Source organism: Pseudomonas sp. S1_G07 (assembly GCF_054668565.1).
Genome location: NZ_CP162778.1, coordinates 1,206,979 through 1,223,158, shown reverse-complemented (window position 1 = coordinate 1,223,158; position 16,180 = coordinate 1,206,979). Strand labels below are relative to the sequence as shown.

General features: G+C 62.9%; 13 protein-coding genes. 1 reads left to right on the top strand and 12 read right to left on the bottom strand.

Annotation, left to right across the window (positions count from 1 at the left end; translation table 11 throughout):
* Nucleotides 1-28: 28 nt before the first annotated feature.
* Nucleotides 29-1,747, bottom strand: coding sequence for a ShlB/FhaC/HecB family hemolysin secretion/activation protein (locus AB4O05_RS05690; protein WP_460132378.1), 1,719 nt, complete (start codon nt 1,745-1,747; stop codon nt 29-31).
* Between the two features lie 72 nt (nt 1,748-1,819).
* Between AB4O05_RS05690 and AB4O05_RS05685 the strand changes: the two genes are divergently transcribed.
* A complete protein-coding gene (locus tag AB4O05_RS05685) occupies nt 1,820-2,041 on the top strand; it encodes a hypothetical protein (RefSeq protein ID WP_460132379.1) in 222 nt (73 codons plus the stop codon).
* A 98-nt stretch (nt 2,042-2,139) separates the two neighbouring features.
* On the opposite strand, the gene pgaD is transcribed toward AB4O05_RS05685, so the two are convergent.
* From pgaD to AB4O05_RS05630, 11 genes are all read right to left on the bottom strand, one after another.
* The gene (gene pgaD / locus AB4O05_RS05680) at nt 2,140-2,622 is read right to left on the bottom strand and encodes a poly-beta-1,6-N-acetyl-D-glucosamine biosynthesis protein PgaD (protein WP_460132380.1); all 483 of its coding nucleotides are present in this window, start codon (nt 2,620-2,622) and stop codon (nt 2,140-2,142) included.
* Between the two features lie 2 nt (nt 2,623-2,624).
* Nucleotides 2,625-3,965 carry a poly-beta-1,6-N-acetyl-D-glucosamine synthase gene (gene pgaC, locus AB4O05_RS05675; RefSeq protein WP_460132381.1) on the bottom strand — a complete coding sequence of 447 codons (1,341 nt, stop codon included), beginning with the start codon at nt 3,963-3,965 and terminating at the stop codon, nt 2,625-2,627.
* Between the two features lie 2 nt (nt 3,966-3,967).
* Entirely contained in the window at nt 3,968-5,962 is a 1,995-nt protein-coding gene (gene pgaB, locus AB4O05_RS05670) for a poly-beta-1,6-N-acetyl-D-glucosamine N-deacetylase PgaB (protein ID WP_460132383.1), read from the bottom strand.
* A 12-nt stretch (nt 5,963-5,974) separates the two neighbouring features.
* Nucleotides 5,975-8,455: a poly-beta-1,6 N-acetyl-D-glucosamine export porin PgaA gene (gene pgaA / locus AB4O05_RS05665; protein WP_460132385.1), complete on the bottom strand. Its 2,481-nt coding sequence runs from the start codon at nt 8,453-8,455 to the stop codon at nt 5,975-5,977.
* Between the two features lie 334 nt (nt 8,456-8,789).
* Complete coding sequence (locus AB4O05_RS05660) at nt 8,790-10,286, bottom strand: YdgA family protein (RefSeq protein WP_460132386.1); 1,497 nt, start codon at nt 10,284-10,286, stop codon at nt 8,790-8,792.
* Nucleotides 10,287-10,434: 148 nt separating this feature from the next.
* A complete protein-coding gene (locus tag AB4O05_RS05655; RefSeq protein ID WP_460132388.1) occupies nt 10,435-11,067 on the bottom strand; it encodes an NADH:ubiquinone oxidoreductase subunit N in 633 nt (210 codons plus the stop codon).
* Nucleotides 11,068-11,148: 81 nt separating this feature from the next.
* Nucleotides 11,149-12,591 (bottom strand): efflux transporter outer membrane subunit, encoded by a 1,443-nt coding sequence (locus AB4O05_RS05650; RefSeq protein ID WP_460132390.1) that lies wholly within the window; start codon nt 12,589-12,591, stop codon nt 11,149-11,151.
* A complete protein-coding gene (locus AB4O05_RS05645) occupies nt 12,588-13,478 on the bottom strand; it encodes an efflux RND transporter periplasmic adaptor subunit (RefSeq protein ID WP_460132392.1) in 891 nt (296 codons plus the stop codon). Before AB4O05_RS05645 ends, AB4O05_RS05650 begins: the two co-directional genes overlap by 4 nt.
* Nucleotides 13,475-13,684, bottom strand: a complete 210-nt coding sequence (locus tag AB4O05_RS05640) for a DUF1656 domain-containing protein (RefSeq protein ID WP_003187469.1) — start codon at nt 13,682-13,684, stop codon at nt 13,475-13,477. Before AB4O05_RS05640 ends, AB4O05_RS05645 begins: the two co-directional genes overlap by 4 nt.
* Nucleotides 13,681-15,759 (bottom strand): FUSC family protein, encoded by a 2,079-nt coding sequence (locus AB4O05_RS05635; RefSeq protein WP_460132393.1) that lies wholly within the window; start codon nt 15,757-15,759, stop codon nt 13,681-13,683. The genes AB4O05_RS05640 and AB4O05_RS05635 overlap by 4 nt, the downstream gene beginning before the upstream one ends.
* Nucleotides 15,756-16,166 (bottom strand): MarR family winged helix-turn-helix transcriptional regulator, encoded by a 411-nt coding sequence (locus AB4O05_RS05630; protein WP_460132395.1) that lies wholly within the window; start codon nt 16,164-16,166, stop codon nt 15,756-15,758. Before AB4O05_RS05630 ends, AB4O05_RS05635 begins: the two co-directional genes overlap by 4 nt.
* Nucleotides 16,167-16,180: the final 14 nt, after the last annotated feature.

Sequence of the window (16,180 nt, the reverse complement as noted above, 5' to 3'; positions counted from 1 at the left end):
CAAATTCTCATTGCTGCGGGGCGTTGAATTACAGGAAGAAGTCCATGCGGAAGTAGATCGGCGCTTCGCGCTCCATGACTGCCGGGCGTTCCAAAGAATGGGCAAAGGTCACGCTGGTGCTGACGTACTTGCCACGGGCGAACAGCTCCAGGGAGTTGCTCGAGACGCGGCCGTGCACGCCGCCGTTGTAGCGGTCATTGCTGATCACGCCCTGGTCGTAGCCGACGCTGGCGCCGTATTCGGCAAAGGCCGGGCGCAGCCAATCGAGGGTCACCGGGCGCGCCCAGCGCACGTCGTTGCGCCAGTAGCCGCCGCTGTCGCCGATCAGTTGCTGGTCCTTGAAACCCCGCACCGACGCCGAGCCACCCAGGCTCATGCGCTGGGGGCTGAACAGGATGTCTTCGCTGCGTTGGCCGGTGGCCAGGCTGGAAAAGCTGAACGACTCGCCCCACAAGGTGAACGGTTGCAGGTAGCTGACGGTGGCGGTGTATTTGCGGTAGCGCGCATTGGGCTGGCGATTGCCGAAGGGGTCGCGCTCTTCTTGAGACTGGGCGTCGAACAAACCGATGCCATTCTGCATGCCCAGGTCGAGGTTGACGAAGGCACTGCCGATGCGCCGCCCGTGGTTGACGCCCAACTGCAATTCGCTGAGGCGGTTGCTGCTGGGCCCGGTGCGTACGTCGAGCACGTAGTTGTTGGTGCGCAGGTGCGACAGGCCGACGTTCACCGACGTCTTGCTGACGTCATCGCGGTGGATGACTCGCTCGGCGCGCAGTTGGTGGTTCTGGTTGTCGCCGTTCTGCTTGAACTTGAAGTCGTTGGTCACACCGTAGGTGCGGTAATCGCTCTCACTGTAGGTGTAACTGAAGTTCCACCAGCCCCACGGCACGTTGTAATACAGCATGCTGTTCTTCGAGGTTTTCTGGTGGTCGCTGACGGCATCGTGGCCGCCGCGCAATATCAGTTGGTCAGCCAGGCCGAGGGGGCTGTCCCACTCAAGGCCCGCGCCCCACTGCTGTTCGCCGGTGCTTTTCTGCCCATCGTTATTGCGCGACAGGCTGGCGCGCCAGGGCTTTTGCGGGGTGTTCTTGACCACGACTTCGCTGCCGCCGATCTGCGTGCCGGGGGTCAGTTCCATTTGCGCCTGCTTGGACGGCAAACGGTTGAGCTGATCCACCAGTTGCTCGACTTCGCGCAGGTTCAGCGCCTCGCCAACCTTGCCGGGAAAGGCCATGGCCAGTTCGCGGTCGGTGACCGTGCTGCCCTGGGCGCCCTTCAAGCCTTCGAGCTTGCCTTCGACCACCAGCACCTGCAGGTGGCCGCTGGAAAGGTCTTGTTGTGGCAGGTAGGCGCGGCTGGTGACGCGGCCTTTGGCGATGTAGTAGTCGGTGATGACCTTGAGCAGTTCATTGAGCTGCGAGACGCCCAGGCACTGGCCGATATAGGGTTTGAGCAGGCGCGCGCGGTCGGCGGCGGACAGGCTGTCGGCGCCCTTGAGTTCGATGTCCTGGATGGGGAAGCAACGGGTGTCCGCCGGCAGTGCCGGCGCTTCCGGCTTGCTGCCTTTGCCGGGCAGGTCCTGGAGTTCTTCGAGGCGCCGACGCTGCTCTTCGAGCAGGCGGTTCTGGCGGTCGCGGATCAGGTCCTGATCCCCGGGCGTAGGGGCGGCCATGGCACTGTTCAAGCTCAAGTAAGCAAGCAACAAAGTGCACAGGTAATACCGAGTCCGTGGCAATAACGAAGACATGTTCGATCCATCGAAAATCAGGGGCCGGGGAAACTAACATCGAACTTCGATTAACCCAAGAAATCGAGCTAGTTGAATATTCGTGCCAGCCACTCACTCAAGCCATTGATTACTAACAATAAAAAATTATCAAAAGAGCAAAAACCCGCGACCACAACTGTTATTCCGACCGGTGGTAGCTCTTTTGATAACGATTCTTCGGACAACTTAAAAACTGCCATTATTTGGCCATCAAGTTGTTTCCGAGATAAGTTAGTACCGGGAAATACAGAAAAGTTCGCGGCCTTTTTGTGAATTGGATCCCACTTGTCGGCTTTCATCTTCACGGTCGGGAGGTGCAGACCCGCTGTGAAAGGGGGTTGCCCCCTCCCACAATGGATTGGGTTACAGCCTTAGCTGGCGTCTTTGTTCTGGCCCTTGCCAGGCACCAGGGCCAAGCCCGGTTTTTCCACATCACGGGAGACATGGGCTTTGACTCCCGATACGCCGCCGTCTTCATCGTTATGAATCACCAGCACACCCGGACGGCGTAATTGTTCCAGGTCGCCCTCGGCCAGACTAAAACTCTCGCTCAGGCGCTGGTCGCTCAGGGCCTTGGCCTCGGCGCGCCGCTGGGCGAACTTGCGCCCTTTGCGTTGCTGATAGCGCGCCCAGGTGACCAGGATCACGGCGTTGAACAACGCGATCCACAGGTAGATCTGCAACGTGTTGAGCGCCGCGAAAATCGGCGCCTCCAGGCGTGGGCCAGCGTGGGTTTCCAGCATCGAGCCAATGCCGCGCGCCAGCAACCAGACGAGTCCGGCCCAGGCCATCAGCGTCAACAGCACATCGATCATCCATAACAGAAAATGTTGGCGGGTTCTGACCAGCTTCATGATCACGCCTCCTCATTGAGCGGTTTGATACCGCGATCCGGGCTGACCCAGCGCGCGCGCCTCTGGTGCTGGTTGAACAGCACCCTGGGAAAACTGACCAACGTGGTGAACAGGCTGACCAGCCAGAACACCATCGGGTACCACACCGTCCAGAACAGGGTTTTCCACAGGTCTTTCTCGTACCGACGGTCGATCAGGATGCTCACCGCGAACTGCAACAGGCACACCATCGCCAGCACCAGCCCGGTAAACGCCGGCGGCATCAGCGAGTCGACGGCAATGGCTTGAGGCATTGGAATGAATTTACCCACGCCCCAGAAGATTACCGAGAGCATGAAGGTGAACGCCCACCCGGTGGACAGGCAGTATTCGAACAGCAACGGCCACAGGTAACGATGGCGCCACTGCCAAATGCCCCGGATGTTCTTGAACAGCACTTCGGCGCCGCCCTGGGCCCAGCGCAGGCGTTGTTTCCACAGGCCGCCGACGGTTTCGGGCATGAGGATCCAGCACAACGCGCGGGGCTCATAGAAGATGCTCCAGTGGTCGAGCTGCAGCTTCCAACTGACATCGATGTCCTCGGTGATCATGTCGGTGCTCCAGTAGTCGATGCGGTCCAGCGCCTTTTTACGGAACGCCACCACCACCCCCGACACCGTGAAGATGCGTCCGAACACGCGCTGGGTACGCTTGATCAACCCGATGATCGAGGAGAACTCGCCCACCTGCACGCGGCCAATCAAGGTCGAGCGCGTGCGGATGCGTGGGTTGCCGGTCACGGCACCCAGGCGCGGGTTGTCGAGCATCGGCGCGACCAGATACGCCGCCGCGTTTTTGTCGAGCAACGCATCGCCATCGATGCACACCAGGTATTCGCTGCGCGCGGCCACGGCGCCCATGCGCAGGGCCACGGCCTTGCCCTGGTTCTGCGCCAGGTGCAGCACGCGCAGGCGGGGGTGTTCCAGCGCCAGGGCGTCGAGTACGGCGGCGGTGTTGTCCTTTGAGCCGTCGTTGACCGCGATCACTTCGATGTTCGGGTACAACTGGCCCAGCGCCGCATGGAGGGTGTCGGCGACGTTATCGCCTTCGTTGTAGCAAGGGATAATGATCGAGATCAGCGGGTTGCCAGCCAGGACCGGCGCCGGCGTGTCCTCTTTCCAGGGCCAGTGGCGCTCCCAGTGCAACCAGAAGTACAAACCGCCGGCGATCCACAGCGCCGACATGAACAGTGGGTAGAAAAACACGAAGTCCATCAGGAACTGCCCGGTGACCAGGAAGATCAAGCCCAGGGGCACACCCAATACCAATGCCAGTACGAATAAAGCCAGGATTCTGTCGAACATGGTCAAGGATTCCATTGGTTGGAAAGGGCCGGACGCACCGTCTTCAGGTCCGGGGAGTTTTCCAGGAAGTTGTCCGGGTAGTAACCAAAACTCGTGACCCCCTGGCGTTTGAGCACACCCATCCATTCAGCCATCTGCGCAGCGCTGATATCGGTGGCGTCTTGGGTGCGCCAGTCTTTGGCTTGCAGTTCGAACACTGTTCGCTCGAGCGCGCCGCGCGCCTTGACCGTGGCCACCAGTTTTTCCAGCCAGGCGTTGGATGTTTTGACCTCCTGGCCTTCCATCAGGGGCATGGCCATCGGCGCGGTCCAGTCGTAGGCCTGGAGGAAGTCATCGAGGTTCTGCGCAAACCAGGTTTCGCTCTGCGGGTTGAGCATCGGCTCGGCAAAGATGTTGCGTGCGGTCAACACCTGCGGGCCACGGATGGCGCGGACCTTGGCGGTGAGTTCGTGGGTGAAGTCGATCAGGTAGCGGCTCTTGAAGCGCGTCCAGCGTTGCATCACTGCCGGGTCCGCACGCAGTGCCGCGATGGTGTCGGGCAGGCCATTGGCGGCATAGGTTTTCAGCGCCGCGGGGCTGGCGTCTTCGAAATCGTTGAACACCGCATCGTCGTGGTAAAGGATGCCGTCGATCGGCCCGACGCGCGCCAGGTCTTCATAGAGTTCGCCGATGACCTGCCGCACCTTGGGATCAAACGGTGACAGGCGCTGGTACTGGTCGGGGTCGAGGCCGATGGCGCCGGTCTTCGGGTTCCATCGCGTCACGCGTGGCAGCTTGGGATCAAGGGCGAAACTCAGGACCGGCATCCAGGCGTAGACACTGGCATGGGCGCGGGTGCGCAACTGCCAGGCGACGCGGTTGAACAGGTCGGCGCGCATCGGCAGATGGCGGTTGGGGAAGTACAGCGAATGCACCAGGCCATCGCCCTTGGGGTCGGCGAACGCTTGCAGGAACACCGTGCCGGCGCCCATGTCCACCACGCGCTGGACCAACTGGTCGAGGTTGCGCGCCTGTTGGGCCGGGTCGGGGTCGTACACATTGTCCAGGTCCACATGCAGGACCCGCAAAGGCACCTTGGCCTGCACGGTGACGATGCTGTTGGCGAAGTGTTCGCCATCCGGGTCGGAGGCCACCAGGAATCGTGGGCTGTTCATCAGGTTGCCCAGGTTGTCGAGGCCGTCCTCAAGGGTCAGGGCCATCTGGTAGCCCTGCTCGCCGACCACTGTCAGCGAGGTGCCATCCGCCGCGCCATAGGGCCACACCCACACCCGCGGTGCCTTGCCGGTGACCGCGCGGATTTTGTTGGAAATCGCGCTGACGTCAGCCCGCATACGCGCCTGGAACTGCGCTTCGCTTTCGTAGCGCTGGGTCGCTGGATCAAAGCGCCGTGTCGTTGCCGCCGGCTCCAGGTTGCCCTGGGGGTTGGCCAGAATGCCTTTATGGTTGGCATCGGTGTGCGCGGCAATTTCCACCAGGCCGGACTGCGACACTTCACGGATCTGCTGCCAGGTCAGGAACTCGCCACGTGGCCGTGGGGTACCGGCAAAGTCCACCGGCCGGTTCAGCGGTGTGTCGATCCACGTGCCTACCGGCGCCAGCAAGGCCGGCCAATGGTAGGCGCGCAGAATCGGCATCACCCGCGTGTAGAAGCTGGAATAGCCATCATCGAAGCTGAGCATGATGGCTTTGGGCGGCAACGCCGGGCCGCCACGGCGTGCGGCGAGGATCTGGTCGACACTGACCGCCTGGTAGCCGTTTTCACGCAGCCAGGCCAGTTGCTCGATCAAACGCTCGGTCCGCACCGCCACGACGGCCTGGTCGGGGTCGCGGTCCGAGACGTCGTGGTAGGCAATGCCCAGGAAGTGGTTTTTTGGCCACGCCACTTCATTGACCGGGGTCGGCCGCTCGGCGGGTGGGGTGAAAGGTGCGGGTTGCTGGGCGCAGGCACTGGCCAGCAATACACCCAGGACCAATAAGCAACGGCTGAGGACGGTCATGGTCAGGCTCTTTTAGAAACGGTAAGTGAGGTCGACGAGCAGGCGCAGATCGCGTTCGCGATCACCGTCGTAGGGTCGGCTGATCAGGCTCAGGTTGGCGCCGACTTCCAGGACGTCATTCCAGCGAAAGCGTTGGCCATAGCCCACCAGACCAATGCCACCGGTGGAATAATCCCGCTGGCTATACGTACCCGCACCGACCTGGAACTGCTGACTCCACTGAGTCTCGTAGCGGTGATAGAGCACATGGTTGATGTTGAGGACGGGCAACACGGTGAAGTCCGACTTGGGGTTGAAGTACACCGTGTCTTCCTTGCTGTTGCGGCTGGCGCCGACTTCCAGGCCCAGGTCCACTTGCACTTTCGGCGAGCTGTAGAGGCCCTCACGGCCGCTGAGCAAGGCTTCGAAGCGGTCGTTGCCATCGCTGAAATGGGAGGGGCTGAGGGTCAGTTTCCATTCGCGGCTTTCGTTGGCGCGCCAGCGGATAAAGCCGCTGCCGCCGTTGGCCGTGACGCCGTCATTCAACGCCCGCAGTGGCGTGGTGGTGAGCAGGTAGCCGAGGCTCGCGCCGTATTGCCAGTTATCGTTGATGTCGCGGGCAATCGATATCGCGGCGCCTTGCTTGGCGCCATCGCCGTAGGAATGGTTGGAGACCTCGGCTTCTATAGTCATGTCGCGGGTGCGCCGCTCCACGCCCACGCGCTGCCAGCGGTGCTGGCCGGTGCCTTCGCTGAAATCGGCGGTGGCATAACCGGCACCGGCGAACAGGCGCCAGTCTTCGTCGATGGGCGGCGTGTAGATCACGCTTTCGATGCCCCAGTCGCGGCTGCCGGCCACGGCCCCGGCTTCGCTGTCATTGCCGCCGCCGAAGCTTTTACCGGTGTAGGCTTCAACGCGTAATTCGGCCATGTCGTGCACATCGCGCAGGCGACTGAGGCGCTGCACCTGGCGGCTGTCCGGGTGGCGGGCGATCACGTCGTCGGTGAGCACGTCGAGCTGGCGCCACTCCTGCAGATCCAGGGCGGTGTAGGCCTGGCTGACTTCCAGGCCAATGTCGCGCGGGGCCTGGGCTTCGGTCTCTTTCAGAATACCTTCGGCGCGCCGTGGCAAGTCGCGGGCGCGGTACATGTCGGCCTGGGCCAGGCGCAGGCCAACGTTGCCAGGGGCTTTTGCCACCAAGGCGTTCAGGCCCTCTTCGCTGCCCGGCAGGTCGCCGCCGTAGACGCCGGCCTGGGCCGCCAGTTGCTGGGCGTCCATCCATGAATCGTTGGGGTTGCCGATGGGCAGGCCCTTGAGTTCGACCCGTGGTTTCTGACTGTTGGCGAGGTTGTTGGCGACCTCGCGGGCGTCCTCGCCTTTGTTGCTTTCCTGCAAGGCATAGAACAACGCCGTGGTGTCTTCAACGCGATCATCGGGTTCGGCGTCGGCGGCGCTCAGGGCCTGGCGATACAGCGGCTCGGCCTTTTCCGGCTGGCGCTGGTCGAGGTAGGCGGCGGCCACCCAGCGCACGGCGTAGGTGGGCAATGGCACGCCTTCGCTTTTAAGGGTTTCGTACTCGCGGATCACCTCGGCGGTGCGCGCGCGCGCCTTGAGCGCGCCGAGGCGGTCGATGCGCCAGCGCACGACGTCGTCATGGGCGCTGGCGTCGGGGGTCCAGCGAGCGAGCAGGGTGTCGTAATCGCGCAGCGCGCGGTCGGCGATCACATAGCGTTCTTGTTCGGTGCGGGTGGCGAACTCGGCCATTCGCACGCGCTCGGCGGCCAGGTCGCCTTCCAGGCGGCGCTGGGTCACCGGGTCGAGCAGGTCCGGGCGCTGGGCCGACAGGCGCAACGCGGCTTGCGGCAGGCGGGCCTTTTGCAGGGCGATGAGGTATTCGCGGGCGACTTCAGGTTTGTCGCCGGCGCGGATAAACGCCTGGTCGAATTCAAACAGCGCGTCATAGTTCAAGCCGGCACGGGTCAAGGCGTAGCCGAGGGCCATGCGGCGGTTGGGATCATCGGGCCTGGCGGCCACCAGCGCGCGGGTCCGTTGCACCGCTTCGCTGGCCTTGCCGCCGTCGGCCTGGGTGAGGGCCAGGCCCAGCTGCAGGTCGACGTTATCCGGCTCGCGCAGCAGTGCCCGGCGATAAACGCTCTCAGCCTGGGCCCATTGTTTCTGGTTGCGATAAGTACGCGCGACGGTGGCCAGCGCCTGGGGGCTGAGGTCGCGGTGTTGTCCCTGGGACTCGTACACCTGCAGCACTTCGGCGTCCTGCCCGGCCCAACCGGCAATCACCAGGTGGTCACTGACCTGGCCCGGCGTCTGGCGCTCGGCGGACAGTTGGCGCAGCTGGGTGAGCGCGGGAGTGAAGTGGCCGTTGCGCGCCTGGATGATCAGTGCGTCATAGGCCGGATCGGCCATGGCGATGGCGGGCACCAACAGCTGGCTGCATAAGGCTGCGCCGATGAGCAGTCGCAACCGGCCTGATGCACTGAGTGGTAGGTTTCGCAACATATCGTGAGCTTCCTTACACACGGAAAGCTGTAACGATAGGTGGTCCTGAGCGATTGGCTGCAGGATGCCGGCGTCTAATGACCCGGCCTAGCTTTCCTGTGTGAACTATCTCGTAGGAAAGCGGGCAGAAGTCCAATTGAGAACAATTGTTCAGAATTGGCGGGGAGCCGCTGAGTCGGGCCGACACAAAACCAATGTGGGAGCGGGCTTGCTCGCGAATGCAGTGGGTCAGTCACCGTATCGGGTGACTGACACTGCGTATTCGCGAGCAAGCCCGCTCCCACATTTTGACTGCATTTCAAGCAGCCTCGCTAAGAGGCCGGGTGTTGAGGTGTTACTGCGCGCCGCGCGCCGCACCGAGCTTGGCCATGACAAAGCTGATGAACTGCTCGACGGTCATCTTCTGGCCGTTGAAGGTCACTTCATTGTTGGCGTAGTGCAGCTTGGCAACCACGTCGCTGCCGACCAGGGTCGCCAGTTGAGTGCCGACGGCCATGCCGCTGACCATATCGGCGGCCATCTGGGATTGCTGCTCGATGGCTTTAGGGTCGGTCACGCCACCGAGTTGCGCTTGCAGGGCGGCCACATCGCCGATCATCGGCTTGGACAGGCTCAGGTTGGCATCCAGCAGCGAGACCATTTGCTTGCCCAGCTCAACCGGCGGCAGTTCCATGGACGCGGGCTTGGTCAGGTCCACCAGCAGGTTGAACTTGCTTTCGCCGTGGGTGGTTTTCAGCGACAGGTTTTCCAGCGCCAGGTGCGGCTTGGCGGCCAGTACCTGGTTGACGTTGGCTTCGGCCAGGGCTTGTTCGGCTTCGGTCAGTTGCAGCTCCGGTACCGGCTCGCCGGCGGCGGCGGCGGCTTGCACCGGCTGCATCTTGTCCTGGTAAAGCTTGGTCAGTACCAGCATCGCCGGGATGTCGACATTCTTCATGCTCAGGGCCATGGCCGCCGAACCCACGGGTTTACCCTGGTAACCGATCTCGTCGATCTTGTAGTCGACGCGGCCGGCCAGGTTGTTGTCCTGGGTTTCGCTGGAGTCTTTCTGCTCGAAGCCTTTGATGCTCAATACGGCCTTCTGCGGGCCGAAGGTGAACTTGCTATCGGTCAGCTCGATGGTGTTTTGCCCGGTGTAAAAACCGAACGTGGATTTTTCCAGGTTGCTGGCCACGGTCAGGCCAGACAGTTCAGCCTCGAAGGCTTCGCCCTTAGCATCCACGGCGGCGACCTTGAGGCTGTTCATAAAGCCGTCGGCCTTGACCTTCTGGCCTTCGGCGGTGCCGTCGAAATTCAGGTTGGCGCCGGAGAAGCTCACCGACGAGGTGTCGTCCTTGAACTCCAGAGGCAGCAACTCGACGTTGCCGTTGACGGAACGGGTGTAACCGATATTGGCCACGCCTTTGAGCGGCGATACGTCTTTGGCAGCGGCGAACCACTTCTCGGTGGTGGGGCTCTTTTCCAGTGCATAGTGACTGGTGGCCATGACCGGCAGCCACTTGAGCGTCACCAGGCGCGAAAACGGCAGCGGGCCGTGTTCGATATGGTCGACAAAGAGCAATTCTGGGTTCGGGTTTTCTTCACCAAACACCGAGCCCTGCGCCTTGAGACGGTAGTGGGCGGTGCTGCTGAACACGCCACGGTCCAGGGAAACCAACTCCAGGGCGACCGTGCCGTCGACACCGGCCATGGAGGTTCGCAGTTCGTTGTTGGCGTTCTGGATCGCGGTTTGCAGCACCGGCTCCAGTTGTTTACCGGTGTACCAGGCGCCGCCTGCACTGACGACGCCTACGGCGACAACGAAACCCAAAAGAACGACTCCTGGCTTATTCATGAGATGACCTGATCAAATCCTGTGAGAAGTGGGCTGTCTTCCTTGAACCCTATAGGGGGTTGGCTCAAGCCCGCCGAAAACGGGGGGAAGATTAGCACTGGCGACCGCAAACGGCCCAGCCTTTCAGAAGGACCAGTTCACCAGGAGTTCAGGAGTACTCCAACTCGATTTCATCCAACTGGTGATCGAAACTCTTCAAACGCGCCGTCCAGGTGTATACCAGCACCTCAAACTCGCGGTGTATCACCGCGTTGCCGGGGGTGTCGGCCTTGGGGTCGCAGAAGTCCAGTTGGTAGCGCTCGCGGGCCATTTGGGTGGCGACATCGGACAATTCCCGCGCGTTATTCAGCCAATGCCGGCCATCGGCGACTTGCTTATCGAGCATCACGCACTGTTTTTTCAGGACTTCGAGGCTTTTTTCCAGGGGCGTGCCGGTGAGGTCGCCCATGACTTCCTGAAAGGTGCGGCCCGGCTGCCAGTAACTGCCCCAGAAATAGCGGTCAAACACGGTTTCGACCCGGCGCAGCGCGACCTTGGTGTCCCAGATCGCCACACGGGTCTTGCCTTGTTCGAGGAGTTTTTTCTTGACCCGTTGGTTCTGGTAGGAGGCCCAGGCCACTACGCCGATGGACAGCGTGCCGATCACCAGGCAGGCACTGTCGAGAAACACCATGGCCTTGTCGAGCTGGTGGGCGAGCATGACGCCATAGAAATACGCGGCCGATAACAGCACCAGTGCGAAGAGCACGCACCAGAAAGCGGGAGCATAAGGGTTTTTCATTATTGGAATCCCCATGAGCAAACGCGAGCAGTGTCAGGTGAAGCGTCGCGGCGCTCCACCTGACAAAGCATAGTCATTCGCTCAGGGTTTGCCGGGTTGTGATGCTTGCGTTCGTCCGCTTTCCCAACCGCCGCCCAGGGCCAGGAACAGATCGATCTGACTCATGGCAACCTGGGTATTGGCCGCTGCCAGTTGCGCGCGCATATTGGTGTAGGTGCGGGTGGCTTGCAGGTCGGCCAGGAACGATTCGCGCCCGGCCTGGAAGAACCGGTGGGTCTGGTCTGCCGCTTCTTGGGCCGATTGCTCGGCGTCGGCCAGCGCGTCGCGGCGTTGCAACACGGCGGTGTATTGCGCAAGGCCGGTCTGGGTTTCGCGGATGGCATTGAGCACCACCCCGTCGAAATGCGCCAGGGCACCCTGGGTGGCGGCTTCGGCTTCATGGATGCGCGCGCGGGCGCCGTTGGTCGGCACCGTCCAACTGATCATCGGGCCAAAGCCCCAGCGGTTAGTGGCTGGCTGGCCGAGGTTGTCGAGCAGGCCGACCGTGCCCACCGTGGCGCCGATGGCGATGTCCGGGTACAAGGCGCCGGTGGCCACACCGATACGCGCCGTGGCAGCGGCCAGTTGGCGTTCGGCCTGACGCACATCGGGACGCCGCTTGAGCAGCGCGGCGCCATCACCCACTGGCAACAGCTGGGCGATGTGCGGCAGCTCGGCGCAGCTGGCGGTGCCCGTCGGCAATTGGTCCACCGGCTTGGCCAGCAGCATCGACAGGCGGAACAACCCGGCCTGGCGCGCGGCTTCGTAGCGCGGCATGTCGGCACGCAGGGATTTGTACTGGGTTTGCGAACGGGTGACCTGGGTTTCATCGCCACGGCCGGCGTCGCGCAGACGCTGGGTCAAGCGGGTGCTTTGGGCTTGCAGGTCCAGGGATTGGTGGGCAATCGCCAGCTCTTCGTTGGCCGCACACACCTGGGTATAGGAACGCACCACATCGGCGACCAGCGTGATACGCGCGATATCGGCGGCGGCCTGGGCCGCATCGGCGCTGGCGTGGGCGCTTTCGATACCGCGCTGCAAGGTGCCGAACAGGTCGAATTGATACGAGGTGGTGATGCCCACGCTGCCGATATTGCCCACCGGGACTTTGTCCGCCAGCAGGAACGCTTCGCCGGATTCCTGCAGGCGCTGCGCTTCGGCCTTGGCGCCGGCACTCCAACCGCCGGCGGATTCAGCCTGTTGCGTCTGGTAACGGGCACGCTGCAAATTGGCGGCGGCCACGCGCAGGTCGGTGTTGGAGGCCATGGCCTGGCGCACCAGCTCATCCAGGCGCGGGTCTTTGTATAACTTCCACCAATCGGCCGGCACCGGTGCCGACACCCCGTTTTTACCGTCCACAGGCAGTTGCCCTTGCAGGTCGGCACGGTTGACGGCGGCCGTGTCGGGCACCTGGTAATCCGGGCCTACGACCTGGCAGGCCGACAGCAACAACCCCAGCGCGGCGGTGGCCAGCAGCTGTTTCATGGCTGGGCTCCGGCATTGGGCTTGTCGCCAATGATCGACACCGTGGCCGTACGCCCGGCGATCATGCGAAAGTCCGCCGGCACCTCGTCAAAGGCAATACGCACCGGAATCCGCTGGGCCAGGCGCACCCAGCTGAACGCCGGGTTGACGTTGGGCAGCAGGTTGGAGCCGCTGCTGCGGTCACGGTCTTCGATGCCGGCGACAATGCTCTGCACATGGCCGTGCAGGCGAGCGTTGTCGCCGATCACGCGGATGTCCACACCCATGCCGACATGGATGCCGTCGAGCTTGGTCTCTTCGAAGTAGCCGTCGATATGGAAGGAATTGCTGTCCACCACCGACAGCACCGGGCGCCCGGCGGTGACGAATTCCTGGGTGCGCGGTGCGCGGTCGTTGACGTAGCCGTCCACGGGGCTGCGGATCACCGAGCGATCGAGGTTGAGCTGGGCCGCATCCACCGTCACCTGGGCTTCGAGCAGCGCCGATTGGGCACGGGCCACGCGGGACTGGCTCTCTTCCAGCTGCTCGCTGGGCACCAGGTTGCCCAAACCCCGGTTGCGCTTGTACTCGCGCTGGGCCTGGGCCAGGGTTTCCTGGCGGTCGGCGACGGCGGCCTGGGCCTGGCGCAGGGCCAGCTTGAAGCGGTCCTGATCGACGGCAAACAGCACCTGGCCCTTGGTCACCAGCTGGTTGTCCTGCACGTCGACGCGCTGGATCAGCCCGGAAACGTCCGGGGCGATCTGCACGATGTCGGCGCGGATGTGGCCGTCACGGGTCCAGGGCGCATACATGTAATACATGACCATGCGCCACACAACGACAACCGCAAAGCTCACGATCAACAACGTCAGGACTACACGGCCGATGGTCAAAAAAGGTTTTTTCATGTCATCAGGTATCGACTGAGTGAGTCCACCGCGCCCAGCAACAGCGCGTAGAGCCCCACATTGAACAATGCCCGGTGCCAGACCAGGCGATAGAAGTGCATGCGCGTCAACAGCCCGTGCACCACCAGAAACAACACGTACGTAATGCCCATCAGCACCAGCAGCGTGGGCAGGAACACGCCGCTGATATCCAGATCACCGATCATAAAGGCGCTCCATCCGGCAGCGGCGCCTGCACCTCGGTGCCGCCAATAAATTCCACGCCCGGCAGCAGCGCCAGGCGCAGGCCGGCCAGTGCGTGCAGCAAGTGCAGGCGGGTATCGTCTTCGTCTTGCAGGCCCTGGCCATTGAGGGCGCGACGCGTGCGGTCGAGGGTCATCAGCAGACCGCTCGGCGCGGGCAAGCGTTCACCCGCGTTAAGGCAGGCCTTGAAGTAGGCGCCCACGCCCTCCACCACTTGGTTGAGCAACACCCGTGGCACGCCGAGGATGCGCGGCGAGTAGGCCAGCAGGTCGAGCAGGTTCAGCGCCACGCGCAAATCGCGCAGGGCGATGCCGGTGTCCTGGCCGGTGAGGGCCAGGCGCGGCAGGTGCTGCATCAGACGGTCGAGCATTTGCACGGCCAGGTGCCGGTGTTCGGCCAGGGTGGCAGGTTCCGTCAGGCCGACGATGTCGCGCCAGCTGAAACGGGTCAGGCGCTTGGCCGCCAGTTCGGCGCCGAAGGGCCGCGCGACCAGCGTCCACACAAAGGCAAACAACAGGCCCACGGGACCTGCCAGGTTGACGTTGGCGAAGTTGAGGAAGTCTGCGTCGTAAGCACCCTGGATGCTGATAAACGATGAGGTATTCACCAGCGTCAGCAGCATGCCCAGGTAGAAGCGCGGCTGCACCGTCAGCGTGCCGATGCAGATAAACGGCAGCGCGAACGCCAGCACCAGCATCGGAAAGTCATGCAGATTGGGCAGCACCAGAAACAGATACAGGCTGGCGAACAGCACCGACAGCGCGGTCCAGAAAAAGAACCGGTAGATCTGCGGTGCGGGGTCGTCCATCGAAGCGAAAAAGCTGCAGGCGACGGCCGCCAGGATCACGGCACTGCCACCGTCGGTCCAGCCCAGCAGGATCCACAGCACCGAGGCGACGATGATCGCGGTGACGGTGGAAAACGCGGAGTAGAACATCAGGCCACGGTCGAGAAATGGCGTGAGCCGACCCAGGCGCCAGTGACGGTACACGGCGCGCCAGGTGTCCTGGCTTTCGCACTGGATGGCGGCTTGCAGGCTGCGGCAGTCTTGCCACAGGTCGATCCACTCACCCAGGCGATACAGCGCGTTGGAAAACAGCAGCGTGTAGCGGTCGTCCAGCGCTTGACCTTGGGGTTGCAGGGCGTCGACCTGATCACGCAGGGCGCGCCAGCGTTCCATGGGCGCACGCTCGGCGGTGCTTTGCAGCCACTGCTCAGTTGCGTGCAGCAGTGGCTTGAGTTGATCGAGAAATGCCGGTGCACGGTGTTCAATGGCGTATAGCGCGTCGTCGAGGGCGTCCACCACCGGCAGCAGATGGATCATGCGCCCACGCAGTTCCTTGGTGTTGCGCACGGTCTGCGGCCGCGCGCCTTCATGGGGCAGTTGGCCGATCATCAATTCCAGAGTGTTGAAGGTGGCGACCATGCCGCCGCGCAAGGTGCTGACTTCTTCAGGCTCTACCTTGCGGGTTAAAAAGCGCTGGCTATAGACCTGGGCATCGGTAAACCACTTGGCCACCGAGCCATCGAACACCGGCATCAGGCGGCGCGGCCAGAACATCGCGCCCACCACGGCGGCGACCACGATGCCGAGGAAGATTTCTTCGGTCCGCGCCTCGGCCACATCCCACACCGCCAGCGGGTTATCCACTACCGGCAGGGCGATCAACGGCAAGGTGTAGCCGGCCAGCATCAGGGCGTAGTTGTTGGCGGTGCGCAGGTGCATGGAGAGGAACAGTAAGGTGCCCGTCCACAGTGCAATCACCACCACCAGGATGTACGGCGCCTGCACGAACATCGGCACGAACACCACCGCCGCCGCCGCGCCCATGAAAGTGCCGATGGCGCGGTACAGAGCCTTGGAGCTGGTGGGGCCGACGAACGGGCTGGAGACGATATACACCGTGGCCATCGCCCAGTACGGACGCGGCATTTGCATGAGCATGGCGATGTACAAGGCGATCATCGACGCGGCGAAGGTACGTACCCCATAGAACCAGTCGCGGGCCGGCGGAAAACCGCTGAAAAATCCGCTCAAAGCGTCGCCGCCTCAAAAGCGCGCAGCACACGCAGCGCGGCGTCCAGATCGGCGGGCGCAATGTCGGCCAGCACGTCACGACGCAGACGCACCAATTGCGCCTCCACCGCTTGCACCAGCTCGCGGCCACGCTCGGTAAGGCTCAAGGATTTAGCGCGGCGATCGTGGAGGTCTTCGGTACGGCATACATAACCGTCATGGCACAGCCGGTCGAGCAGCCGCACCAGCGACGGGCTTTCCATCCCGGAGGCCTGGGCCACTTTCACCTGGTGCACACCGTCGCCCAAGCGGCCGATCATCAACAACGGCACGGCACAGGCTTCGGAAATACCGTAGCTGACCAACGTGGCCTGGCAGATTTTGCGCCAGTGACGAGCGCCCCCCACCATGCTGCTGCTGAGGCTCATCTGGAGTTGTTCGA